The sequence below is a fragment of the Mucilaginibacter terrae genome, from assembly GCF_042679325.1.
Taxonomy (GTDB): Bacteria; Bacteroidota; Bacteroidia; order Sphingobacteriales; family Sphingobacteriaceae; genus Mucilaginibacter; species Mucilaginibacter terrae.
Genome location: NZ_JBHTMJ010000006.1, coordinates 82,587 through 106,193, shown reverse-complemented (window position 1 = coordinate 106,193; position 23,607 = coordinate 82,587). Strand labels below are relative to the sequence as shown.

Annotated in this window: 23 protein-coding genes; 15 read left to right on the top strand and 8 right to left on the bottom strand. The window is 41.5% G+C overall.

The window, feature by feature from the left end:
* Positions 1-17: 17 nt before the first annotated feature.
* On the bottom strand, positions 18-2,450 hold the full coding sequence (locus tag ACFQ3S_RS06695; RefSeq protein ID WP_377162576.1) for a penicillin acylase family protein: 2,433 nt from the start codon (positions 2,448-2,450) through the stop codon (positions 18-20).
* A 225-nt stretch (positions 2,451-2,675) separates the two neighbouring features.
* Between ACFQ3S_RS06695 and ACFQ3S_RS06690 the strand changes: the two genes are divergently transcribed.
* The 4 genes from ACFQ3S_RS06690 (at position 2,676) to ACFQ3S_RS06675 (ending at position 8,053) form a co-directional block, all read left to right on the top strand.
* Positions 2,676-4,391 (top strand): alpha-amylase family glycosyl hydrolase, encoded by a 1,716-nt coding sequence (locus ACFQ3S_RS06690; RefSeq protein ID WP_377162574.1) that lies wholly within the window; start codon positions 2,676-2,678, stop codon positions 4,389-4,391.
* 285 nt (positions 4,392-4,676) lie between these two features.
* Complete coding sequence (gene gatB, locus ACFQ3S_RS06685) at positions 4,677-6,146, top strand: Asp-tRNA(Asn)/Glu-tRNA(Gln) amidotransferase subunit GatB (protein ID WP_377162572.1); 1,470 nt, start codon at positions 4,677-4,679, stop codon at positions 6,144-6,146.
* Positions 6,143-7,270 carry a redoxin domain-containing protein gene (locus ACFQ3S_RS06680; protein WP_377162570.1) on the top strand — a complete coding sequence of 376 codons (1,128 nt, stop codon included), beginning with the start codon at positions 6,143-6,145 and terminating at the stop codon, positions 7,268-7,270. Before gatB ends, ACFQ3S_RS06680 begins: the two co-directional genes overlap by 4 nt.
* An 87-nt stretch (positions 7,271-7,357) precedes the next feature.
* On the top strand, positions 7,358-8,053 hold the full coding sequence (locus ACFQ3S_RS06675) for a response regulator transcription factor (protein WP_377162568.1): 696 nt from the start codon (positions 7,358-7,360) through the stop codon (positions 8,051-8,053).
* 219 nt (positions 8,054-8,272) lie between these two features.
* Here ACFQ3S_RS06675 and ACFQ3S_RS06670 read toward each other — a convergent pair whose 3' ends face one another.
* The gene (locus ACFQ3S_RS06670) at positions 8,273-8,614 is read right to left on the bottom strand and encodes a hypothetical protein (protein ID WP_377162566.1); all 342 of its coding nucleotides are present in this window, start codon (positions 8,612-8,614) and stop codon (positions 8,273-8,275) included.
* 351 nt (positions 8,615-8,965) lie between these two features.
* Between ACFQ3S_RS06670 and ACFQ3S_RS06665 the strand changes: the two genes are divergently transcribed.
* Positions 8,966-9,691, top strand: a complete 726-nt coding sequence (locus tag ACFQ3S_RS06665) for an RluA family pseudouridine synthase (protein WP_377162564.1) — start codon at positions 8,966-8,968, stop codon at positions 9,689-9,691.
* 49 nt (positions 9,692-9,740) lie between these two features.
* Here ACFQ3S_RS06665 and panB read toward each other — a convergent pair whose 3' ends face one another.
* Positions 9,741-10,556 (bottom strand): 3-methyl-2-oxobutanoate hydroxymethyltransferase, encoded by an 816-nt coding sequence (panB, locus tag ACFQ3S_RS06660; RefSeq protein ID WP_377162562.1) that lies wholly within the window; start codon positions 10,554-10,556, stop codon positions 9,741-9,743.
* Positions 10,557-10,807: 251 nt separating this feature from the next.
* Between panB and carA the strand changes: the two genes are divergently transcribed.
* The 4 genes from carA (at position 10,808) to ACFQ3S_RS06640 (ending at position 14,106) form a co-directional block, all read left to right on the top strand.
* Complete coding sequence (carA, locus tag ACFQ3S_RS06655) at positions 10,808-11,908, top strand: glutamine-hydrolyzing carbamoyl-phosphate synthase small subunit (protein WP_377162560.1); 1,101 nt, start codon at positions 10,808-10,810, stop codon at positions 11,906-11,908.
* Between the two features lie 474 nt (positions 11,909-12,382).
* On the top strand, positions 12,383-12,814 hold the full coding sequence (locus tag ACFQ3S_RS06650; protein ID WP_377162558.1) for a hypothetical protein: 432 nt from the start codon (positions 12,383-12,385) through the stop codon (positions 12,812-12,814).
* A gap of 95 nt (positions 12,815-12,909) precedes the next feature.
* A complete protein-coding gene (locus ACFQ3S_RS06645; RefSeq protein WP_377162556.1) occupies positions 12,910-13,809 on the top strand; it encodes a DUF6694 family lipoprotein in 900 nt (299 codons plus the stop codon).
* Between the two features lie 81 nt (positions 13,810-13,890).
* A complete protein-coding gene (locus tag ACFQ3S_RS06640) occupies positions 13,891-14,106 on the top strand; it encodes a hypervirulence associated TUDOR domain-containing protein (RefSeq protein ID WP_377162554.1) in 216 nt (71 codons plus the stop codon).
* 232 nt (positions 14,107-14,338) lie between these two features.
* Here the strand turns inward: ACFQ3S_RS06640 and ACFQ3S_RS06635 are convergent, their stop codons facing one another.
* The 4 genes from ACFQ3S_RS06635 to ACFQ3S_RS06620 all read right to left on the bottom strand — a co-directional run bounded on the left by ACFQ3S_RS06635 (position 14,339) and on the right by ACFQ3S_RS06620 (position 18,033).
* Positions 14,339-15,094: a class I SAM-dependent methyltransferase gene (locus ACFQ3S_RS06635; RefSeq protein ID WP_377162552.1), complete on the bottom strand. Its 756-nt coding sequence runs from the start codon at positions 15,092-15,094 to the stop codon at positions 14,339-14,341.
* Between the two features lie 83 nt (positions 15,095-15,177).
* Positions 15,178-16,572, bottom strand: coding sequence for an arginine decarboxylase (locus ACFQ3S_RS06630; RefSeq protein WP_377162550.1), 1,395 nt, complete (start codon positions 16,570-16,572; stop codon positions 15,178-15,180).
* Positions 16,573-16,892: 320 nt separating this feature from the next.
* Positions 16,893-17,363 (bottom strand): DUF1905 domain-containing protein, encoded by a 471-nt coding sequence (locus tag ACFQ3S_RS06625; protein WP_377162548.1) that lies wholly within the window; start codon positions 17,361-17,363, stop codon positions 16,893-16,895.
* A gap of 91 nt (positions 17,364-17,454) precedes the next feature.
* Positions 17,455-18,033, bottom strand: a complete 579-nt coding sequence (locus ACFQ3S_RS06620; RefSeq protein ID WP_377162546.1) for a Crp/Fnr family transcriptional regulator — start codon at positions 18,031-18,033, stop codon at positions 17,455-17,457.
* Between the two features lie 152 nt (positions 18,034-18,185).
* Between ACFQ3S_RS06620 and ACFQ3S_RS06615 the strand changes: the two genes are divergently transcribed.
* Entirely contained in the window at positions 18,186-18,557 is a 372-nt protein-coding gene (locus tag ACFQ3S_RS06615; RefSeq protein WP_377162544.1) for a response regulator, read from the top strand.
* A gap of 579 nt (positions 18,558-19,136) precedes the next feature.
* On the opposite strand, the gene ACFQ3S_RS06610 is transcribed toward ACFQ3S_RS06615, so the two are convergent.
* Positions 19,137-19,412 (bottom strand): DUF3072 domain-containing protein, encoded by a 276-nt coding sequence (locus ACFQ3S_RS06610; RefSeq protein ID WP_377162542.1) that lies wholly within the window; start codon positions 19,410-19,412, stop codon positions 19,137-19,139.
* Positions 19,413-19,589: 177 nt separating this feature from the next.
* Between ACFQ3S_RS06610 and ubiE the strand changes: the two genes are divergently transcribed.
* The 5 genes from ubiE to ACFQ3S_RS06585 all read left to right on the top strand — a co-directional run bounded on the left by ubiE (position 19,590) and on the right by ACFQ3S_RS06585 (position 23,604).
* Positions 19,590-20,321 carry a bifunctional demethylmenaquinone methyltransferase/2-methoxy-6-polyprenyl-1,4-benzoquinol methylase UbiE gene (ubiE, locus tag ACFQ3S_RS06605; RefSeq protein WP_377162540.1) on the top strand — a complete coding sequence of 244 codons (732 nt, stop codon included), beginning with the start codon at positions 19,590-19,592 and terminating at the stop codon, positions 20,319-20,321.
* Positions 20,322-20,324: 3 nt separating this feature from the next.
* On the top strand, positions 20,325-21,050 hold the full coding sequence (gene porT / locus ACFQ3S_RS06600; protein WP_377162538.1) for a type IX secretion/gliding motility protein PorT/SprT: 726 nt from the start codon (positions 20,325-20,327) through the stop codon (positions 21,048-21,050).
* 295 nt (positions 21,051-21,345) lie between these two features.
* Entirely contained in the window at positions 21,346-22,104 is a 759-nt protein-coding gene (locus ACFQ3S_RS06595; RefSeq protein ID WP_377162536.1) for an SDR family NAD(P)-dependent oxidoreductase, read from the top strand.
* A 154-nt stretch (positions 22,105-22,258) separates the two neighbouring features.
* The gene (locus tag ACFQ3S_RS06590) at positions 22,259-22,708 is read left to right on the top strand and encodes a GatB/YqeY domain-containing protein (protein WP_377162534.1); all 450 of its coding nucleotides are present in this window, start codon (positions 22,259-22,261) and stop codon (positions 22,706-22,708) included.
* Between the two features lie 128 nt (positions 22,709-22,836).
* Positions 22,837-23,604 (top strand): alpha/beta fold hydrolase, encoded by a 768-nt coding sequence (locus ACFQ3S_RS06585; protein ID WP_377162532.1) that lies wholly within the window; start codon positions 22,837-22,839, stop codon positions 23,602-23,604.
* Positions 23,605-23,607: the final 3 nt, after the last annotated feature.

Here is a 23,607-nt window from a genome sequence, read left to right as displayed (position 1 = left end):
AAATTCCGGTTCATACGTTATTTATTTAAGGTTAAACTGCTCTTAATCCGGCCCGAACTTTCACCTGCAGATTTTAAAAATAGCAGTTCGTTCAATTTACCGTCTTTCCAGGTTTGCAGCATATTGGTGTAGTAAAAACTGCCCGGGTTGCCCGATTGTCCGCCGGGGTAAAGGCCGTAACCTTTTACCTGCGGACCCATTTCAACCACCATGCGCCACGATGGTCCGTTACCGCCCGATATAGCATTGATAACCCCGCCTGATCCACCCGAAACAAATTTTCCCGACCCGAAACCTGCAATGCTGGCCAGATGCTCAATTTCGGTAGGCCGTGTAGTTCCCCATTCCCAGGCCTTGCCCGGTTTGCCGTATTTGCCGGTCAGTTCATCTACAGCTACTGTGAAGGTACTGTTTACAATATCGGCGCAGGTTTCTACAGATGGCGTCCTTTTAATATCGAACCATTTAGAGTTAGGCTGCTGTAAAATAAGCTGAACAGTTTTATCGCGCGTTGGCCAGCGTAAGCCGTTGGGATTACCAAAGTCATCCTTCCATATCATGTCATAAATTTTCAACCACCAATCATTAAAGAGGGTAGCTCCTTCCGAATTAGCATCGTACCGCAGGTCCCATTGTTTTAATAGCTTAAGCGCAAGCAGTTGATTGTCGTCTAATTTAGTCGGATCAATATACTTTATCAGCGTTGGTAGAATATCTCGGGCGCTGATGCTATAATTATCGGTTTGCAACAGGCGCATGCTGTCTACAGTAATTTTGTTCATAGCTGCCAATCGGTTGTTGATCCGTGTGCCACGCTGGTAGGGGCCAAATTGCCAGTTAATGTAATAAGGATAAGTATTATCGGTGCTTTCCTGGTTGGCCGAACTTACGTAGCCTCGTGCGGGGTTTTTAACCGTTGGGTTTTGGTCGGCAGGTATCCAGCCTTGCCAATCGTTAGCCGGATCGGTACCGTCTAAAATAAATTTGCCCTGCTCTTTGTATTTAAGCGGAATCTTACCATTAGGCGTAATGGCAATATCGTTTTGGGAGCTGGCGAAAATGAAGTTTTGCGCCGGTGCGGTATAGTAGGTTAAAGCCTTGCGGTAATCATTGTAATTTTTGCTTCGGTTAAGCAGGTAAAAGGTTTTCAAATCGTCCGATTCATCGTGGGCTATCCAGCGCAGGGCCGTACCAGTGGGTACATTTGCGGGGTAGTTTCTTACTTTTTTGGTGCTGTCTTCATAAACTACCGGACCAATGTGTGTGTATATCACCTGCTCGGTAACATCGGGCTGCCCTTTCACTTTAATAACCTCGGTACGGCGGGTGGTTTTATTCCAGCGGTTGTTATGCCAGTACTCGTTTTTATTGGCATCTTTAAATTTAATATGGTACCAGTCCAGCACATCGGCATCTACATTGGTAACGCCCCAGCTTATTTTTTCGTTATAACCAATAATTACATTGGGCGAACCGGGTAACGATACACCATAAACATTTACACCCGGCGCGGTAAGCTGTACCTGGTACCAAATAGAAGGGAACGTTAAATGCAGGTGTGGGTCGTTAGCTAAAATAGGATAGCCAGAAGCCGTTTTATTGCCCGATACAGCCCAGTTGTTACTGCCTATGCCCTCTAATTTAGAGGTAGGTTTATTACTGCCCATCATCTGGGCTTTAAAACTTGGCGATGGCTTGGGCACCGGTAATGGCTTAAAATTCCATGTAGTACCGGCCGGTATAATAGGTTCTTTCTGAAAAGGCTGATCGGGAAAAAGTTCGTTGGTAACGGCAGCGCCAAACTTGTTGAGCGTTGCGGTCATTTCCATATCGTCCGATCCTCCGGCAAGCGTTTCCGACATTAATTTGAGCAGCAGGGCACAGTTTAAAGGCTTCCAAAGCTCAGGTTTGTAATTCAGGAGTTTGTATTCGATTGGGTAACTGCGTACGTCTAAGTTTTTAATGTATTGGTTAATGCCATCGGTATAAGCTTGTACCGCTATACGGATCTGCGGGTCTTTCATCATGCCGCGTAAGGTGTTTTCGGCACCATAAACCATACCCATACGGCGGTGATACCGGTCAACTTCCAGCACCTGCGGACCAATTACCTCGGCCAACCTCCCGGCGGCGCTTCGGGTTTGAATATCCATTTGCCAAAGCCGGTCGGTAGCCGTAACATAGCCCTGCGCATAATACAAATCATGCTCATTTTTGGCGAAAATGTGTGGGATGTGGTTGTCGTCGTATTTTATGATCACCTGTTCGCGTAAGCCATCCAGCTTTAATTCTTCCTGAGCTTTCAAATTCTTGCTTTCGGCATTTTGCCAAAATCCGGTACCCGGGTTTAAAAACTTACCAATAGGAGGTATGGGGCCAAATTGTGTTTGTAAAGCCCATAATAGCACTAAGGTAAGGGTTATAGAGAGCAGCGCTTTAAAAATTTTCATGTAGGGGTGAACGAATGTAACGGTATTATGCATTAATGCTGATAGCCCAGCGTTGTACAAGAACCAATTTATAGTATTTGTTTTTACTAAAGGCATTTAGCGCAAGTTACGTTGTTTTGGCATTGGTTGTAGAACTGGTTATTAGCGTGTATTAATGCATTACCAAAACTGAAACTTAAAGCTGGGGTTTAGCTAAAAAACGGTTATTATTGCCGGTAGAACACTATGTCAGCATCAAACCATAAACTCGTTATATACCAGCTATTGCCGCGCTTGTTTGGCAATGCCAACACCACCAATAAATTTTACGGCGCTATGGAGGAGAACGGCAGCGGTAAGTTTAACGATATTACCGAAAAAGCCATTACCGAAATTAAGGCCGTGGGCTTTACCCACATTTGGTACACCGGCATAATTGAACACGCCACCATGACCAATTACTCCGCATACGGCATTAAGCCCGATGCCCCAGCCGTAGTGAAAGGCCGTGCCGGTTCGCCCTATGCCATTAAGGACTATTACGATGTAGACCCAGACCTGGCCGTTGATGTGCCTAACCGAATGGCCGAGTTTGAAGCGTTGGTGTTGCGCACGCAGCAAGAAGGGCTGAAAGTGATCATCGACTTTGTGCCTAACCATGTTGCGCGTACCTATAATTCGGATGTTAAGCCCAATGGTGTGCACGATTTTGGTGAAGATGATGACGTGACGCAAGCTTTCAGCCCTAAAAATGATTTTTATTATATCCCCGGTCAGGATTTTGTGGTGCCGCAGGGATATGTACCTGGTGGGGAAAACTTTGTTGGAGAATTGAAAAATGCGTCTTACGTAGAAAGTCCGGCTAAAGGCACGGGCGATGATGTTTTTACCGCAAGTCCAAGCATTAACAACTGGTTTGAGACCATTAAGTTGAATTACGGGGCAGATTATAGTCATGGTTATGAGATGCACTTTGACCCCATACCCCCGGTTTGGCAAAAAATGCTGGATATACTGTGCTACTGGGCTAAAAAGGGAGTGGATGGTTTTCGGTGCGATATGGTGGAATACGTACCCCAGGAGTTTTGGGCGTGGCTCATACCCCGAATGAAACAACACTATCCTGATCTTATTTTCATTGGCGAAGCTTATCAAACCGGAGAGTATAGCAATTATTTATTTAAAGGCCATTTCGATTATTTGTACGATAAGGTAGGCTTGTATGACGCCATTAAACGCCTTACCCGCAACGAGCCCGGTGCCAGTACCTGGGAAATAAACCGCGTTTGGAACCACGATTGCCGGGGCTTTGACGAGCGCATGCTGCGCTTTATGGAAAACCACGATGAGCAGCGCATAGCATCGGAATACTTCGCGGGCGATGCCTGGCTGGCCGTACCGGGTATGATTATAACGACAACCCTGGCAAGCGGACCGGTGATGATCTACTTTGGGCAAGAGGTAGGGGAGCCTGCCGTTGCAGCCGAAGGATTTAGCGGTGCCGATGGCCGTACTACCATATTTGATTATTACGGTGTGCCCGAGCATCAGAAATGGCTGAACGGCGGTGCTTATGATGGTGGTGGGCTAAGCGAGAGCCAGCAGGTGTTACGCTTTTTTTATAGCCGTTTACTCAATGTATCGCGCAAAAATGTCGCCATTGCCGAAGGGAAATTTTATGAGCTGATGATGGCTAATGAGCATAGTCAGGGTTTTAACCAACGCTTGTATATTTACCTGCGTTATACCGGTGAGCAGCGTGTATTGGTTGCCGTAAACTTCAACAGGCAAAACCAGCCGCTGTTGTTGAAATTGCCTGATGATTTGCTTGCAGCGTTTAATTTAAGCGGCGAAGTCAGTTTTGTAGATCTGCTGAGCGGAACTGTATTTATAACGCCCAACATTAAAAAAGGGTTGCCTGTCACGCTTCCTTTAATGGGCGGGGTGCTGCTGGAATTTTAAGCAGATGTGCAGATTGAAGATGTGCGAATATGCGAATGTGAAGATGTTTTGGATTTTGTAATTACTTAATAATGTAAATATGCCCACTTTGAGCTAAGCCAGCGCGGATATAGTCAATACCATTTTTTTACTATAAGTTAAAACAATAAATCGCTTTAGGTGCATAACCATATTATATGAACATATAGGGCATAAAAACCAAACTTTATGCGGTTTTTAGCCAATAACAAATGAATAAATATATATTTGCCCTGTTAGGGTAGGTATAGCTATCCTGTTTGGATAATGATTAATAATAACACCGAAGCAAGCGGGAAATATGAGCTGGTAGTAGGCCTGGAGGTGCATGCGCAGTTATCAACGCAAAGCAAGATCTTCGCGCCCGACTCGGCGCAGTTTGGCGCGGGGCCTAATGAGCATATCAGTATGGTATCTTTAGGGCATCCTGGTACCTTGCCTTTTTTAAATAAAAAAGTGGTAGAGTACGCCGTAAAATTAGGTTTTGCAACGCACGGCCTTATTAATCAGTATAATAATTTTGCCCGTAAGAATTATTTTTACGCCGATTTGCCAAAAGGATACCAAATTAGCCAGGATCAACTGCCCATTACAAAGGGTGGTTATATAACCGTTAAGCTGGCTGATGGCAATATCAAAACGCTCGCTATCCATCATATTCACATGGAAGAAGATGCCGGCAAAAGCATGCACGACCAAAGCGATACGTATTCGCTCATTGATTTGAACCGCGCCGGTGTACCGCTGCTGGAAATTGTATCCGAACCCGATATGCACAGCGCCGAAGAAGCCGGTTTATACCTCACCGAAATGCGCAAGCTGGTGCGTTATTTAGGTATTTGCGATGGCAATATGGAAGAAGGCAGTATGCGCTGCGATGCCAATATTTCTATCCGTTTAAAAGGGGCTACCACTTTAGGTAACCGCTGCGAAGTAAAAAATCTAAACTCCATCCGTAATGTGCAGCGGGCTATTGAGCATGAGTTTTTACGCCAGGTGGCAATTATAGAAGCCGGCGGCCACATCGATCAGAACACCCTGAACTTTAATGCCGATACCGGCGAAACATCGGTATTGCGCAGTAAGGAAATGGCTAATGATTACCGTTATTTCCCCGAACCCGATTTGCAACCGCTGCAATTGAGTGATGAATACCTGGAAAGCATACGCCAGAGCATGCCCGCACTGCCCGAAGAATTGTATGAAAAGTATATCCATCAGCTTGGACTTTCACCGTATGACGCCTCGGTTATAACGGCCGATCATGAACTGGTAATGTATTTTGAGCAGTTGATAGCGCAAACTGGTAATTATAAATCGGCGGTGCATTGGTTAATGGGCACGGTGAAATCGTACCTCAACGAACACCATCAAACTATGGATGAATTGCCGTTATCGCCCAGGCAATTAGCCGGGTTAATTCAGTTAGTTGATACCGGAAAGGTGAACAACACGGTTGCCGCACACAAAATATTTCCTGAACTGTTAAAAGATACTGGTAAAACAGCCGAACAGATAGCGGGCGAGTTGAATTTGCTGATTAGCGAGGACGGCAATGAACTGGACGGCTTTATACAGGAAGCGTTAAATAAATACCCCGATAAGGTAGTTGAATACCAAAAAGGAAAAAAAGGCGTATTAGGTTTGTTTATGGGCGAGATCATGAAACGCTCGAAAGGTAAAATCGATCCGCAGAAAACCAATCAGTTATTAATTAAAGCACTTCAATATAAATGAAAAATCATTTCATCATCTATAGTTTAGCCCTAATAACCCTGGGCATGTATTCTTGTAAAGATAATTCGGCCTTCAAGGTGGAAGGAATTATTAAAAACGCCGAAAAGGCATCCAAGGTTTTCCTGTTACGGGCCGATAGCAACCAGGTAAGCAAGATAGATTCGGTTGAAATTGTGGACGGTAAGTTTACATTTAAAAATCAGGCTGCCAGTGTTAACCTGTTTAAATTACAAATAGGCAAGGATGTAAACGGTGCCATTTTTGATTTTATTGCCCAAAACGGCGAAAATATTACTTTTGAAACCGACCTTAAAGATGCTGCACACCAGTACAAGATCAGCGGATCGAACGAATCGGAAAGGTTGCAGGAGTTTGTAAAAATAAGTAACACCTATGGCGAAAAGAACGCCAAATTGGTAAATGAGTTTCAATTAAAATCGCAAAGCACCAAAAACCAGGATTCGTTACTGAAAATTTACCAGCCGGGTTTCATTAAAAATATTGAAGACGGCAGTAAGGAAACACTTACGTTTATTAACAAAAATAAAAAAACGTTAGCCGCTTTTTATGCTGCGCAAACCCTGGAGCCTTTTAAATACGAAACTCAATTAGTGGCTTACGCCGATGATATTAAAGACGAGTTTAAAGATAATGTTACCGTACAACGCTTTAAACAACAAATGGAACTGGCCAAACCACTATCGGTAGGGCACAAGGCGCCTGCGTTTACTATTACCGGTATAAATGGTAAACCAATTAAATTAACCGATTATAAAGGTAAATATGTTATGCTCGATTTCTGGGCATCGTGGTGTGCGCCTTGCCGCCAGGAAAACCCTAATGTGGTTAAGCTATACAACCAGTATAGTGATAAAGGCCTGAACATATTGGGCATCTCTTTAGATGATGATAAAAGTGCCTGGCAGCAGGCCGTTGATGCAGATAAATTAACATGGCAACATGCATCTAACCTGAAAAAATTTGAAGGTGCTACCGAAAAGCTATACCATATCGAAGCCATACCATCTAATTTTATTATTGATCCTCAGGGAAATATAGTTGCTAAAAATATTACGGGCAAAGATCTGGAAGACTTTTTAAACAAAACCTTCGCTAAACTTTAAATCTATATTAAGTCTTAACAATTTATTAACAATGGTTTAACCATTTGCTTTTGTATTGCTGTTACCTTTATCCCAAAATTCGACCTGATGAGCACAACTGCAAAACAAAAAATACTAATTGTTGATGACGAGCCTGATATTTTAGAGTTAATAGAATATAACCTGAAAAAAGAAGGCTACCAGGTACATTTAGCGCATAACGGACAGGAAGCAGTTGCCGAGGCTAAAAAGGTACTGCCCGACTTGATTGTTCTGGACATAATGATGCCCAAAATGGATGGTATAGAGGCTTGTCGTATTATGCGTACCATGCCCGAGTTTAAAAATACTTTTATGGTATTTTTAACCGCCCGTAGCGAAGAATACTCTGAAATTGCCGGTTTTAACGTTGGTGCCGATGATTATATAGCTAAGCCTATTAAGCCGCGTGCCCTGGTAAGCCGTATAAATGCTATACTTCGCCGCAATACCGGTACCGATGAGGTATCAGATAATAAACTGGAAGTTGGAGATTTGGTAATTGACCGGGAAAGTTACCTGGTTTACCAGAACGGGGCTAAGGTAGTATTAGCTAAAAAGGAATTTGAATTATTGTACTTGCTGGCTTCTAAGCCAGGCAAGGTATATACCCGCGAGGTGATCCTGAAAAATATTTGGGAAGATTCGGTTGTGGTTACTAACCGTACTATTGACGTACACATTCGTAAATTGCGCGAAAAATTGGGCGAAATGTATGTATCTACCGTTAAAGGGGTAGGTTATAAATTTGAATACACCAATTAAAACCTTCTTAATCTCTCGCCTGTAGGGAGGGCTTTATATGCCAAAGTATTATAAGGCGTTGTACTCCTTGAGCACGGCGCCTTATTCTCATCTACTGCTACTACAGTTTATTATTAAATTCTTCGTTATCATTGCATCCGTGTAGGGTATAGTAGCGTGTTTACCTGTTTTGTAGCTATTGGTCAATAACTCGCCATAACGTATTTTGCATGCTATTAATTACTTACCCGCAGCCAATTTCTTTTTGGCCTTAGAAGCCGAAACCGACGCCTTTTTAGCAATCACTCTTTTTGTGGCTGTTAGTGCTGTTTTTGTTAAACTCGCTTTTTTTGCCGGGGAACTTTGATGGCTCACCTTCGCTTTTGCTGTTGATGCTTTTTTAACTGGCTTAGCTTTTTTGGAGGTCATCTTTTCTTTGATGTCTTCAATATTTTCTTTAACGTTATCTTTTATTTCATCGGCTGTATCTGTGGTTATATTCCAAAGATCGCCCATAACACCTTTTGCTTTATCAAACAAGTTTTCTTCCTTTGTTTTTAATGGTTTGGCAGCTTTACTCATGACTATAAATTAATGTTGAAGAGACTAAAAAATTGCTTGTTACTCTATTAACCGACTTTTGTTTGTAATTGTTTTGCTTTGAATAAACGGCAGTATGAGCTTATATTACCATGGAAATAGTTTTAAGTTTTATTCCCGTGTTGAGAAGGGTAGGGCTGAATTGAACGTAAACGGGTTGTGTTGTAGATCAATTATACGTTGAACATAGCCTGTAAAAGAAAGATACCCCCACCTTTTTTGAGAGGTGAACCGCACCCCACTCCCCATTTTAAAAGCGATTTCCCTTCTTAAATAATTTGATAAGGTAGCTTTTAGCATAATAAGCGTATTTTTGCACCCTATTTGTTAAATATGAAAATTCCGAAGTTTACCGACCTTATTATATACGAAGACGATAACCTAATGGTGGTTAATAAGCCCGCCTTTATTAGTTCGCTCGATGAGCGTGGCGACGGCAGCAGTGAGATTAGTATGTTAAGGCTGGCTAAAAACTACGTGGAAGACGCGCAAATTTGTCACCGGTTGGATAAGGAAACCTCCGGTGCTTTGATCATTGCAAAAAATCCTGAAGCTTACCGTTTGGTATCGATGCAGTTTGAGCATCGTAAAGTTAAAAAGGTGTATCATGCCGTTATTGAGGGAACCCATGTATTTGACGAACTGCAAGTAGACCTGCCTATTTTAAACACCGGTAAAAATACGGTATCTATCAGCCGTCAGGAAGGTAAACGTGCCGAAACCTGGTTTCAATCGTTAAAATATTATAAGCATTATACCTTGGTAGAGTGCCGCCCGGTAACCGGCCGTATGCACCAGATCCGTATTCACCTGGCTACGCAAAGGGCCTCTATTGCAGGTGATGAAATGTATAAAGGGAAGCCTGTTTTACTTTCGCAGTTAAAACGCAAATATCACTTGGGCAAAGATCAGGAAGAACTGCCTATTATGAAACGCTTTGCCCTGCATGCTTACGAAGTTACCTTTAAGGTAAACGAGACTCAAGAAGTTACCATTCACGCGCCTTATCCCAAAGATTTTGAAACGCTATTGAAGCTGCTGGACAAATTTGACAGTTAAACCCCAAATCTCCTAAAAGGGATAATACTAAACCAACTAATAATGCAGCTTAATACTGCTCCGTTTCGTTCGGGAAATCGTTGGCCTTAACATCACTTACGTAATGTTGAATGGCCTCGTTCATAACCTCGTAAAGGTTGGCATACTGGCGTAAAAAACGTGGACGAAAACCTTTATTCAGTCCCAGCATATCATGTATCACCAGCACCTGTCCATCGCAATGCTGACCGGCGCCTATACCAATGGTTGGCACATGTAAACTGGCACTTACTTTTTTGGCCAGTTCGGCAGGTATTTTTTCCAATACCACACCAAAACAACCTAATTCTTCCAGCTTTAAAGCATCTTCACGTAGTTTTTGAGCTTCAGCCTCTTCCTTGGCACGTACGGTATAAGTTCCAAATTTATAAATAGATTGGGGCGTTAAACCCAGATGCCCCATTACCGGGATGCCCGCGGTTAATATCCGGCTTATAGATTCTGCAATCTCTACGCCGCCTTCCAGCTTTACTGCATGCGCGCCCGATTCTTTCATAATACGAATGGCCGAACTCAATGCCTCCTTGGAGTTGCCCTGGTAGGAGCCGAAAGGAAGATCAACTACCACTAAAGCCCTGGTAGCCGCCCGCACAACCGACGAAGCATGGTAGATCATCTGATCGAGCGTGATGGGCAGCGTAGTTTCATGGCCGGCCATTACGTTAGAGGCCGAATCGCCCACGAGGATAATATCTATACCGGCATCATCCACAATTTTGGCCATGGTGTAATCGTATGCGGTAAGCATGGCAATTTTTTCGCCCTTGCTTTTCATGGCCTGCAGGTTATGTGTGGTAACGCGTTTTATTTCTTTATTTACAGACATGGTGTAAGAGAATCAAGAGTATAAAATCAAGAATCAAGAGTATGAAGTCAAGAATCCGGATACAGACAATACGCAAAACTAATAAATAGTTGTCTATATTCTTGACTCTGTACTCTTGACTTCTATATAAAAATAACCTATTTTTGCAGCGTGAATACAGAAGCGCCAATCATGCTGCATACTTACTGCTTTCACGGAGCTGCACACCAGGCCAACCGGCTTATTTTCCATCCATTTAATTTTTTTGTAAAATGACCAATTACACCAAGTTACCAGCTATTTTGTTACTGGCAGACGGTACCGTTTTTCATGGTAAAGCAGCCGGAAAAATAGGTACTACCACCGGCGAAATATGCTTTAACACCGGTATGACGGGCTACCAGGAAATTTTTACCGATCCATCTTACTTTGGGCAAATAATGGTAACCACCAATGCGCATATTGGTAACTACGGTATCAGTAATGAAGAAACCGAGTCGGGCAAAATTCAAATTGCCGGTTTAGTATGTAAGAATTATAATATTGCTTACAGCCGCAAACAGGCTGATGAATCAATACAGGATTATTTTCAGGAGCAAAATATCAGCTGCATATCAGATATTGATACCCGCCAGTTGGTGCGCCATATCCGCGATAAGGGTGCTATGAATGCCATTATTTCTTCGGAGATCTTAGATGTAGAAGAATTAAAGGCCAGGCTTGCTTCTGTTCCATCGATGGATGGGCTGGAACTGTCATCACAAGTATCAACAACCGAAACCTACACATTTGGTAATGAAGATGCTACCTACCGTGTTGCGGTGCTGGATTTGGGTGTGAAGAAAAACATCTTGCGCAACTTTCACGACCGCGATGTTTACGCCAAAGTTTACCCGGCCAAAACCTCGTTCGAGGAAATGGAAGCCGATTTTAAACCAAACGGTTACTTTATCTCCAACGGTCCCGGCGATCCATCGGCTATGCCTTACGCCATTGATACCGTAAAAGATATTTTAGCTGCCAATAAACCGATGTTCGGTATTTGTTTAGGTCACCAGTTGCTGGCTTTGGCTAACGATATTCCCACTAAAAAAATGTTTAACGGTCACCGCGGTTTAAACCACCCGGTAAAAAATATTGTGAAAGATCATTGCGAGGTTACCTCACAAAACCACGGTTTTGGTGTGGTACAGGATGCGGTTCGTGCATCGGAAAAAGTGGAAATTACGCACATTAACCTAAACGACCAATCGATAGAAGGGATCCGTGTGAAAGACAAAAAAGCTTTCTCGGTACAATATCACCCCGAATCATCTCCCGGCCCGCATGATAGCCGTTATTTATTTGATGATTTTGTGGACTCAATGAAGTAGTAGCCCCTCTTAATCTTCCCTGGATTTCTTCCTTGTGATGTTAAAGTCATTAATTTGAGGAAGATTGAGAATGCTCCGTAGGAGCTACCTGTTTATAACAACACAGATAAGCGTTCTGTTTATACCTCGTAGAGGTTACCCATGAGTGGTTATGTAGGGTAGCACCTGCGGCGCAAATAATTAAGTTATATCAAATCCCTATAAAAAGGTATCCCCTAAGGGGCATGAAACCTTAACTTAATCACATTGCCCGGGAGGGAGGATTTTATAAATGTAAACAACAAAAGCCGGTACCCAAAATACCGGCTTTTGTTGCCTTGTGCAACTTTATAAATACAATTATAAGTTTTACCCAAAATTGTTGTTATTTTAACAACTAACCAGTAGATTTACAATAATACTATAACCTATTTTAAACTTAATCGTATAATTATCTGAAACTGGTGTTGTTATAACCATAATGCCTCAACCGCAATGAATAAACTTTTATCTGTATTAGCTGTTTTTTTGATGTTATTTGCTGCTTCGTGTACGAAGTCGGAGATGGCGGATATAGTTAATCCTGATAATTTTATTAGCGTAAAGCAGGCAGCTATTGCCAGTGTTAACGGACCAACTACAGCTAACGTTAACCAGGAGGTAACCTTCAACATTGCATGGCCTTATAACGGTGACTGCGAAAAGTTCAGCAGTTTTAAAACTGATACGCTAAGCGATACTACCAACATTAAATTGTTTACCGTTACCAATAGACTGGAAGATTGTACGGGTAAAGAAATTAAACGCTCTAAAGTGTTCAAATTTAAACCTACCAGGAGCGGCACTTATTACCTCAAGTTTTTTGGCGCCGATGGTTTAGCAACGCCCATTGTAGATACCTTAACGGTAATTAAGCCAGCCAAGTAATTATACTTCTCCGAAATCTCTTCTTTTTAGAGAGACCATCACCACTTTTTCAAACAAAAAGCGTTTGCCACTGCTTACATGGTTAAACCTGCGTTATGAAAAGATCTGTCACGTTTTATTTGTTCATGCTCCTTATTATCACCCTTTATGGATGTGGCGAAAAACTTAACGGACACTCCGAAAAGGATTATGAAGCATCCAGGAAAAAGATAGAAGCTAACTTATCCAAAGATGAAAAGGTAACACTCGAAAAGGCGCTGCGAGTAATTGCAGGTGAGTGTATGCGCTTAAAGTTTGTAGAACCCAATAAATATCAGAATAAATCTTTCGATAGTATAGTGTTGAAAATGATTGATGGTCGCACTTATTCTTCGGTGGTGGATAAAGCCGAAGAGATCCTTCAGGATTATAACAAAAAAGAGGCAGACAAACTTTCACACGAAATAGACAGTTTAGAAAAGCGGAAAACTGCTGATGTGAATGTCCGAAAAAGCATGTCATCATTATTTAAGATAGATTACTTGAGTATAGATAAAGTGGACTTTTTTAATGATAGTATCCCTTCATTAGATGTAAGTTACGCCTATATCGGTAAGCAGCCTTTAAGCGGAGAGTTAGCAATATCTTACGAAGTTTACAAAAAAGGAAAGCCGGAACCTGTTGTAGGAATAATAAGCACACGCGGGGATGGGAACCGCATTTGGCAGCATGGTGAAGCAATTGAAGATCACCTATTACTAAGAGAACCTAAAGAAAGTGATCCTCAAAAGTGGAATGCTTTAAAATACCCAATCAAGAATCCTGACCTGCAAAGTCTTGGATTGCGATTAGATGTGCATCCGGTTAGCTTTACCTTAAACGGCAAACACTACACTATGCCTAAAACAAATGATGCGGCACTGGCGGCAGAGATCAAAGAAAAAAGAGTAGAGTTGACCAATGTTAAAAATTCCAAAGGTACTTTGGACGAACTGGAGCTTACAAATAATAAATAGCAACTGCATTTATTATATACGCCTTACTTGGCTGTTTGGCTTGGCCTGTGTTTTGCTATTATTTAAGAAACATCATCAATTATGAAAAAAGGAGACACCGTACACTGGGAGTGGGGCAAATCAGAAGCTGAAGGAAAGGTTGAAAAGAAGCACACTGAAGATGCTCAAATAAAAAGCAAAGGTTCTACTATAAAACGTAAGGCCAATAAAAACGAACCTGCTTATGAAATTAAACAGGATAACGGAACCAAAGTGCTGAAATCGGAAAGTGAATTAAAAAAAGGGGCGAAGAAATAGGGATATTAAGATTACAGAAAGTTATATCAGTTTTAAAATTAGGGGCGGGTGTAATTTTACTTTGGAGACGGGTGGAGGGTGTACACATCTTTCACAGATTGTGATCAGGCATATAAACTGACGTGTAATATACCACCCCATGCTCAATGCCAGTGTGCTCTCTAAAGCACAAATTGCATCTTACATATTCTCCCTCGGTATTACAGATTGCATTGATATGTAAAATAGATTTTTATTTCTTTTTATAAATTAAAAAATGCTGCATAGGTAAGCCTGCTTTGTCTTCTATATAAACAAAACCATTGGCGGTAACTTCTTTGCTAATTTGCGAAATGGTAGTTTTGTGCAAGTCTTTAATAGGTATTTCAGGATCTTCACCCTTGTATTCTATCAGTACAATTTTACCGCCGGGTTTTAGAGCTTTGTAAAGGGCTTGCAGGTATTCGTGCGGGTATTCCAATTCGTGGTAAACATCAACCATAAGAGCCAGGTCAATGCTGTTGTCGGGTAGTGCAGGTGCTTTTTCAGATCCCTTCACCACATCCACATTGCTTTGTTTTAAAATTTTACCGCGTTGTTTGAGGTAATCCAGCGCTTCATCTTCCAGTTCAATAGCCAATACCTTGCTTACCTTAGGCGCAATCCGAAAGGTATAAAACCCGGTTCCGGCACCAATATCGGCCACAACGCTTTTCTTATCTACAGGCAGGTTGGTAACGGCAAGTTCTACATTCTCTTCCTGGTTGCGGGTATCACGTTCCAGCCAACCGGCACCACTAAAGCCCATTACCTGTGCAATTTCCCTGCCTTTATATAGCTTTCCAATGCCGTTTTTAGTTGCTTTTTTATAGGTATATATCGTGTCTTTTTGCTCGGCCGATTGCTGGTCGGCATTTTTTTGCCGGGTAGGGTGAGTACAGGCACCAATAAATATGGCAGCAAATAACAGGCATGTTTTCAGGTTGTACATAGCATAAGTATATATCATATTCAGCAATGCTAATTTAACTCATTTGTTTCAAAAATGGTTAACAAAAAAAGCCCTCTTTTTTGAGGGCCGGGTAATTTGATTTAGGTAGTATAACCTAAAATTTTTAAAACCTGTTTACTATTCTGCTCTTCGCCAAACACCTCAAAGTTAAAGGTTTCATCGCGGTTGCGGCGAATGAGTACGTGCTTAGGCGATGGTAGCAGGCAGTGGTGTATGCCACCATAGCCGCTCAGTACTTCCTGGTAAGCGCCCGTATGGAAAAAGCCCAGGTACTGTATTTTACGCGTTTTAGGCATATACACACTATTCATGTGCGCCTCCTGGTTGTAATAATCCTGACCGTCGCACGTAATGCCGCCTAAGTTAACCCGCTCATATTCCGAGTCCCAGTTATTTATAGGCAGTAAAATATATTTCTGGTTCAGCGCCCAAACATCGGGCAGGTTGGTTATAAACGAGCCATCCAGCATGAGCCATTTTTCGCGGTCGTTTTGTTGCTTTCGGCCCAGTACCTTGTACAAAATCCCCGACGCTTCGGCACAGGTATATTTACCAAATTCGGTAATAATATCCGGTTCTTCCACATCGTGTTCAGCGCAAATTTCTTTGATCCGGCTCACAATTTCGTTAATCATGTACTCGTAATCAAAATCAAATACCAGCGAATCTTTAAACGGCATACCACCACCAATATCAAGGGTATCCAGTTCGGGATTTATTTTTTTGAACTTACAGTACAGCGTTACATATCGCTCTAACTCGTTCCAATAGTATGGCGTATCTGAAATGCCGGAGTTTATAAAGAAATGCAGCAACTTAACGCGGAAATTTGGATTTTTTTCGATCTTATTGTAATAAAGATCAATCACATCTTCTATTCGGATGCCTAAACGTGAGGTATAAAATTGCGAATCGGGTTGCTCTTCAGATGCGATACGGATACCCAAATTACAAGGCGTATCCATTTCAATCTCGTCATCATAAATATTAAATTCCTCCTTGTTATCCAGCACCGGGATAATGTTGGTAAAGCCGTCGTGCAGCATGTCAACAATGTACTGCTTGTACTGGTAGGTTTTAAAACCGTTGCATATCACGGTAATATCTTTGCTCAGTACGCCTTTTTTCTCAAGCGCGTCAATCATGGGCATATCAAAGGCCGATGAGGTTTCAAGGTGGATCCCGTTCCTTAAAGCCTCTTCAACAACATGCTTAAAGTGCGAACTTTTGGTACAATAGCAGTATTTATAACTGCCCCGGTAGTTATTTTTAATAATTGCCTGCTGAAACATCAGCTTAGCCTGCTGTATTTTTTTGGAAATCATGGGCACATAGGTAAACCGTAGCGGGGTACCATACGTTTCAATCATCTCCATCAGGTTCAAATCGTTAAAGTATAATTCGTCATCTATAATTTCGAAACCTTCTTGTGGGAAACCCACGCTCAGGTCCAGAAATTCCTGGTAGCTTTGCATTCTTTATTAGTGCTTTTTTGTTTGCGCAAAAATGAATTATTTTTAGCTAATAATTGCTTGAAAAAACTACTATTTTATCGCTGTATTGTAAATTGTTTACCAAAAGTATTTAAAAAATGTTTATTGTAACATAATATATTGATTATGTGGTTATTACATAGGTATTAAATATATGAGACAAGACATTTAAACCTGCCATATTTTACATTTTGTAACTAATTAATGTTTTAGGCAAAAAAATGTCAATATGCACTATTAAATCAGTGTTTAATTGGTGTTAAGAATTCACAATAAGCGTGTATCTTATGCTGAAAGCTACATTACTTTTTTCTTGACTTGGTAGCCTCGTACATAAACTTCCAAATGCTTTGCACTTGTTTATCAATGTCTTTAATTTTGTTTATGGTATGAATAATACTCCGCTTTTTGCCGTCGGTGAGGTTATTAAAAATACTTTGCGCTTCTTCATCCTGGGTCAAAAATGCTTCCAAAACTTCAGGTATTTCTATGCCTAAAGGGTTCGGATCCTCTTTAATTTCATAGGTAATGGGGTCACCCAATTGTTTGTTAAGCTTTTTAAAGTTTTTACCCGATAGGATGATGAAAAAGTTTCCATCACCTAAATGGTTTAAGCCACAGCTGTAAGTTAATTGATCATCAATGGTGCAAATGAGCCTCGTATGCCGTTTTTTTTCAAATACGTTAACTATATCGGCCTCTATAATAAGGTAATAGTAGCCGCCTTTCCTTTTTTCGAGCTGTTTAATTATTTGGGTAGATCGATGGTTCATTTTTACACTGAGCGCGAGTTGCTTAAATAAAAATTGTTTCCGGTATTTAAAAAAATCAGTTATGAGGTTATCCCATTTAACTAATAATCCCCTACATCCCCTTCCTCATTTTACTGAAAAACTCGGGTGTAACACCAATGTACGAGGCGATCTGTTTTTGGGGCAATTGGTAAATAAGGGTAGGGTATCGGCGGCAAAAGCGGGCATACCGCTCGGCGGCGGGCAGGCTCAGGTTATCTATTAATCGTATTTGATAGGCCACTAATGATTTTTCGGCCAGTATGCGAAACACACGCTCAAATTTGGGCACCAGTTTATAAAGTTCTTCCTGGCTGGTTTTAGGTAGTAGCAGCATTTCGGTATCCTCTAAAGCTTCTATGTTAAGGTTACCGGGCTGGTGGGTAAGCAGGCTGTACATATCGGCCATCCACCAATCGGTAGGGGCAAAGCTCAACACATGTTCAAATCCATTACTATCAACCGTATAGCCACGTAAACAACCCGCGGTTACAAATGCCGAATGCCTGCAAACATCACCTGTAGAAATCCAGGGCTGTTTGCGTTTCAAGTTTTTAGCTTGCAGCATGCCGGTAAAAATGTCCTTTTCGGCAGAAGTGAGTACAATGTGTTTGCTCACATTGTTAATTATCATTTGCAGTGGGGTATCCATTAAAGCTAAAGTATAAATTTAATATCAAACATAAATTATAGCCGGTAAGGCGATGTGGAAAACTTAATTAAATCTCTTAAGTATATATCAAACGCGGGTTGATTACCGGCATGCTCTTTGTTTAATGTTTTTTGCACTTAATAATTGTAGATATGGAAAACAGGGTTTTAGTAGTAGACGACAATGAATTTATGTTAACGCTGATCAGTCATATTTTGGACAACGAAGGATACCAGGTAGAAACCTATAATCACGCCGAAGGCTTAATGGAGCAAATAAATGCCTATCAGCCAAACCTGATCATTTTAGATGTTCAACTGCCCGACGGTGATGGCCGCGACCTGTGCCGTCAAATTAAACAATCTGTTCAAATGCAGGATATATCTGTAGTAATGTGCTCAGCATTAGATGATTTAAAAGACTGTTATAACCAGCAAAGTCCGCCAGACGGTATTTTGCAAAAGCCATTTGATATGCGCCAACTTATTAACTTAATGTGCGAAAAGTTACCTTTAGCTGCCTAATAGTAATTGTAAAATCAATATCAATTACTGCAACCTTATATAGTGTTATAGCTTACTGGATGTTTTGACTTTAATGCAGCTAAATTAAGGCAATGGTCAAACCTTTGACAAAACCTGTGAAACTGCAAAAGGATATTGGAGTAATAAAATTATTATTGAGGTATAGAAGGCAAAATTGCCGAACGCAATTTTAACGGTTGGGCAATGTGTTTTAGGGCTGTTAAAGTTCAGGAATTAACTGAACTCAATGGCCATGCTAATCTGTACAACAATGCCTTTTTATCTGAAGCTATCAGTAATGATATAGCAAGTATGATTATAACCTTTGCCTATGCCAATTGCTTGCTGGGTAAATATCAATTTGCAAAGCCGGGTTAGCACCACAATATTTTACGATGAATATCGGTTTTAAATTATGCTGGTATATAAAACGAGGAATAATTTACACTGGCAGTTGAAAATACGTTGTAGTAATAATGAGAAATCTTTCTAAAGCAGTAAGTTTTTTAAACTAACCACTTTAAAAAAAGACTTCTCACTATAACCGAAGATTACAGTTTGCAGTTTTTAATACTCCCTTTAGGAAAGCCCTCTTCCTGTTTTGTGCTGCAGTTCATCTATTTTCTTCGATGCTTCGGCTTTGGTTAGGGTTTCATCAAAGGTTTCCTTAGCCTCGTCTGACAGGGTTTTCAAATAAGATTGTTGGGCACCCGTCATGGGCTCATCGCCTGTGGTCCAGTCATCCGGGTCTTTTTCCGTGTTCGATCCTTTTAACTCATCACTGCTTGTGTTGGTGTTATCGGCATCATTTTCTTCAAAAAGGTCGCCGGTTTGGTCGGTATTTTCGTTTATCATGGTCTTTGTTAGCTTTAAATTAAATAAACCCGCATAGTCGGATAATTGTTTGCGGATGCATAAAATTGCATTAAGTCATATTCAAGTATAAATACTAACATTAAATACAGATATACGCTCTTCTCGCCTCATAACCTTTCATTTGCTTAACAACAAAAACATTATCTTTACAGCCTGATGAATAAAACAGTTACACCTTACCAAAACCAGCATACAACCAAAAAAGAACAAGTGGCCGATATGTTTAACAATATATCGAAAACCTACGATTTTTTAAACCATTTCTTATCGCTGGGTATTGATATTATTTGGCGTAAAATAGCTATAAACGAGCTGAAAGCGCTGAAGCCTAAACGCATACTGGATGTAGCCACCGGTACCGGAGATTTTGCCTTTGAAGCCCTGACTATACTAAAGCCCGAAAAAATTATCGGGGTAGATATATCGGCAGGGATGTTAAAAATTGCAGATGAAAAGATATTAAAACGTAATTTAAATGATAAGTTTGAAGTACGTCTGGGCGATTCGGAGAAACTGCCCTTTGCCGATAATGAGTTTGATGCCCTTACGGTGGCTTACGGTGTACGAAACTTTGAAAACCTGGAAAATGGCCTGGCCGATATGTTTCGTGTATTAAAGCCGGGTGGTAAAGCCGTTGTACTCGAATTTTCTAAACCTAAAGGGTTTCCGGTTAAGCAGTTATATAATTTTTATTTTAAATACATAACACCGGGAATTGGTAAGCTGTTTTCTAAAGATGCCCGTGCTTACTCTTACCTGCCCGAGTCGGTAGCCGCCTTCCCCGATGGTAAAGACTTTGTAGCCCTAATGAATAAAGTAGGTTTTAAAAGCACCAAAAACCGTCCGCTTACTTTTGGCATTTGTTCTATATATACCGGTATTAAGTAAAACATGATCTTTAAAAAAGCCATAATTTTTTTTACGGCATTGCTGCTAACCCAATGGGTTAGGGCTCAGGCATGGGGGGGCGGTGCCGACCAAAACGATCTGAGCTTTGGTTTTAGTTTTCAATACATTATACAAGATTATAAGATTGTTAAGCAGCCCACCTGGCGCAATGCTATTATTGACCCAGAGACCGGCAATAATATAACCAGTCCGCTTACCAGTATTACTTCGCGTAGTTCGCCGGGTTTTACTGTGGGTTTTATCACCCGTTACCGGTTGACCGAACATTTGGAAGCCCGCACCACGCCCGCGTTAGTTTTTGCCGATAGGGAGCTGAATTATACGTTCGAGAAAACCTCCGATAACCTCAACCGCCAGATCCAAACCACCTCTGTTGACGTGCCGCTACTGCTCAAGCTCAGGAGCGACCGGATCAATAACATCAGGGCCTATATATTGGGTGGCGTAAAATATTCTGTGGCCGTAAGTAAAGGCAAGATCGATGAAAATGAAGCACCGTTGCAGCAAAAGATCCTGAACAAGCGTGGCTTTGCCTCGTACGAAGCCGGCTTTGGCTGCGATATTTATTTCGAGTTCTTTAAAATGTCGCCCGAAATTAAGGTGGGCAATTCGTTCGGCAATATACTGGCCGGTAATAATGTTCCGCTGGCCACTCCCATCAGTAAGCTGTTTTTGCATAGCATTATGTTCAGTTTGCATTTTGAGTAATGTGTCTGAATCTGAATTTACTGAATTTTAGAATTTACAGAAGTTACAACCACCGGGGTGCCGATGAATATTGGCATCCCGGCCAAAGGGTAAACATGCATACCTATCAAATGTATATTGAGCAAGCGGGGTGCTAAAACAAGTTCAGCATTACAATTAAGTTCAATTATCAACTATACTCATCATCACCAAACCGTAATCTTACTTGTTTATTACCTCTTGTTCCCTGCTTCTGTTCTTTTGTCTCTTCATTTTATCTAAAAAAACATAATTTCGCCAGCTTAGTTAAATAACTATGGCTAAAATTGCTTTAATAACAGGGGCTACCGCCGGAATTGGCGAGGCCTGTGCCCACACCTTTGCCCGCGAAGGTTACGATCTCATACTCACCGGCCGCCGCGAGGACAGGCTGAATCAACTGGCGCAACAACTCAATACTACTTATAATGTGCGCATTGCCGTTGCCGCGTTCGATATTCGGAAGCAGGAGCAGGTAACCCATCACTTAGAGAGCTTGCCCGCCGAAATGAAACTGGTGGATGTACTGGTGAACAACGCCGGCTTGAGCCAGGGACTGGAACCTATACAAAACGGTAGCTTTGCCGATTGGGACACCATGATAGATACCAATATTAAAGGACTGTTATACGTAAGCAAGCTGGTGGCCAATTGGATGATTACAAACGGTTTTGGCCACATCATTAACCTGGGTTCTATTGCCGGTAAAGATGTTTACCCTAATGGCAATGTGTACTGCGCCACCAAAGCCGCGGTTGACGCGCTGAATAAAGGAATGCGTATGGATCTGTTACCGCACGGCATTAAAGTAACGGCAGTACACCCCGGCGCGGTGGAAACTGAGTTTTCGGAAGTGCGCTTTAAAGGCGATAAAGACCGTGCTAAAAAAGTGTACGAAGGTTTTACCCCACTCAGCGCGCAGGATGTGGCCGATACCATTTGGTATGTAGCCTCGCGCCCTGCACACGTAAACATAAACGACCTGGTGCTCATGCCAGCCGCACAAGCAACGGGAAGTATGATATTTAGGGGATAGGTTGTTTGGTTATTGAGTTATTAGGTTCTTATGTAGTTATTATGTTTTTGGGTTATTAAGTAATTCAGCAACAACAACCAATAACTTAACAACTCAATAACCAACAACAAACACCCCAATTACTAACAACACAACAACTCCATAACCAAAAATAATGTCACTCATAACCAAAATAGACCAGGATATTAAACAAGCCATGTTGGCTAAACAGGCCGATAAATTGCGGGCCTTGCGCTCGGTAAAATCGGCGTTACTGCTGGCTAAAACCGAAAAAGGCGCCTCGGAAGAAATTAGTGAAGAGGCCGAGATTAAGGTATTGCAAAAGCTGGTGAAACAACGCAAGGAATCGGCCGATATTTACCAGGCACAAAACCGCCCCGATCTGTACCAGATAGAAAAGGAAGAACAGGAGTTTATAGAAGCTTACCTGCCGCAACAAATGAGCCGTGAGGATGTGGAAGTTTATTTAAAAGAGCTTATTAGCAGGGTAGGGGCAACCTCGGTTAAAGATATGGGCAAGGTTATGGGTACCGCCAATAAAGAGCTGGCCGGTAAGGCCGATGGTAAAACCATATCGGAGGTAGTAAAACAATTGCTGGCATAATTAATTATTAATTATTGCAAGTCTGCTTCAAAAACCTAATTTTATCAAGAAATTATGCCGTTTATATACCGTTATTAAAAATGGTATAAACAGCTGTTAACTACAATTATAGCTTTTTACATCCCGATATGAAATTTGTGCTTAAAGAAGAAAAAGGATTTATATACATTGATGAAGGCCAGGGCGAAGTTCTGCTGCTGTTGCACGGCCTCATGGGTGCTTTAAGCAACTGGGAAGAAGTAATAGACGGTTTTAAAGACAATTACAGGGTTATTATACCCATATTGCCAATCTATGATCTGCCTATATTAACCACTGGTGTAAAAACGTTAAGTAAACATGTTCACCGTTTTATTAAACATAAAGACCTGCATAACATTACGCTGATTGGTAATTCTTTAGGCGGGCATGTTGGCTTAATATACACACTGGCACACCCCGAGCGAATTAAAACGCTGGTACTTACCGGCAGTTCGGGCTTGTACGAAAACGCCTTTGGCGGTTCGTTCCCCAAACGCGAGAACTATGAGTTTGTTAAGGAAAAGGTGGAATATACCTTTTACGATCCGGCAACGGCCACCAAAGACCTGGTAGACGAAGTTTTTATCATGATTAACGACCGTTCAAAAGTAATACGTATATTGGCTATGGCCAAGTCGGCCATCAGGCATAATATGGCTAAAGATCTGCATAAAATAAGGATCCCCGTAGGGTTAATATGGGGAAAGAATGATAAAATTACACCGCCCGAGGTTGCTGTAGAATTTAATCAACTGCTACCCGATTCGAAATTATATTGGATAGACGAATGCGGCCACGCCCCAATGATGGAACAGCCCAAAGCGTTTAACAAACTGCTCAACGAGTTTTTAGATCATGTTAAATTAAAAGTTTAAAAA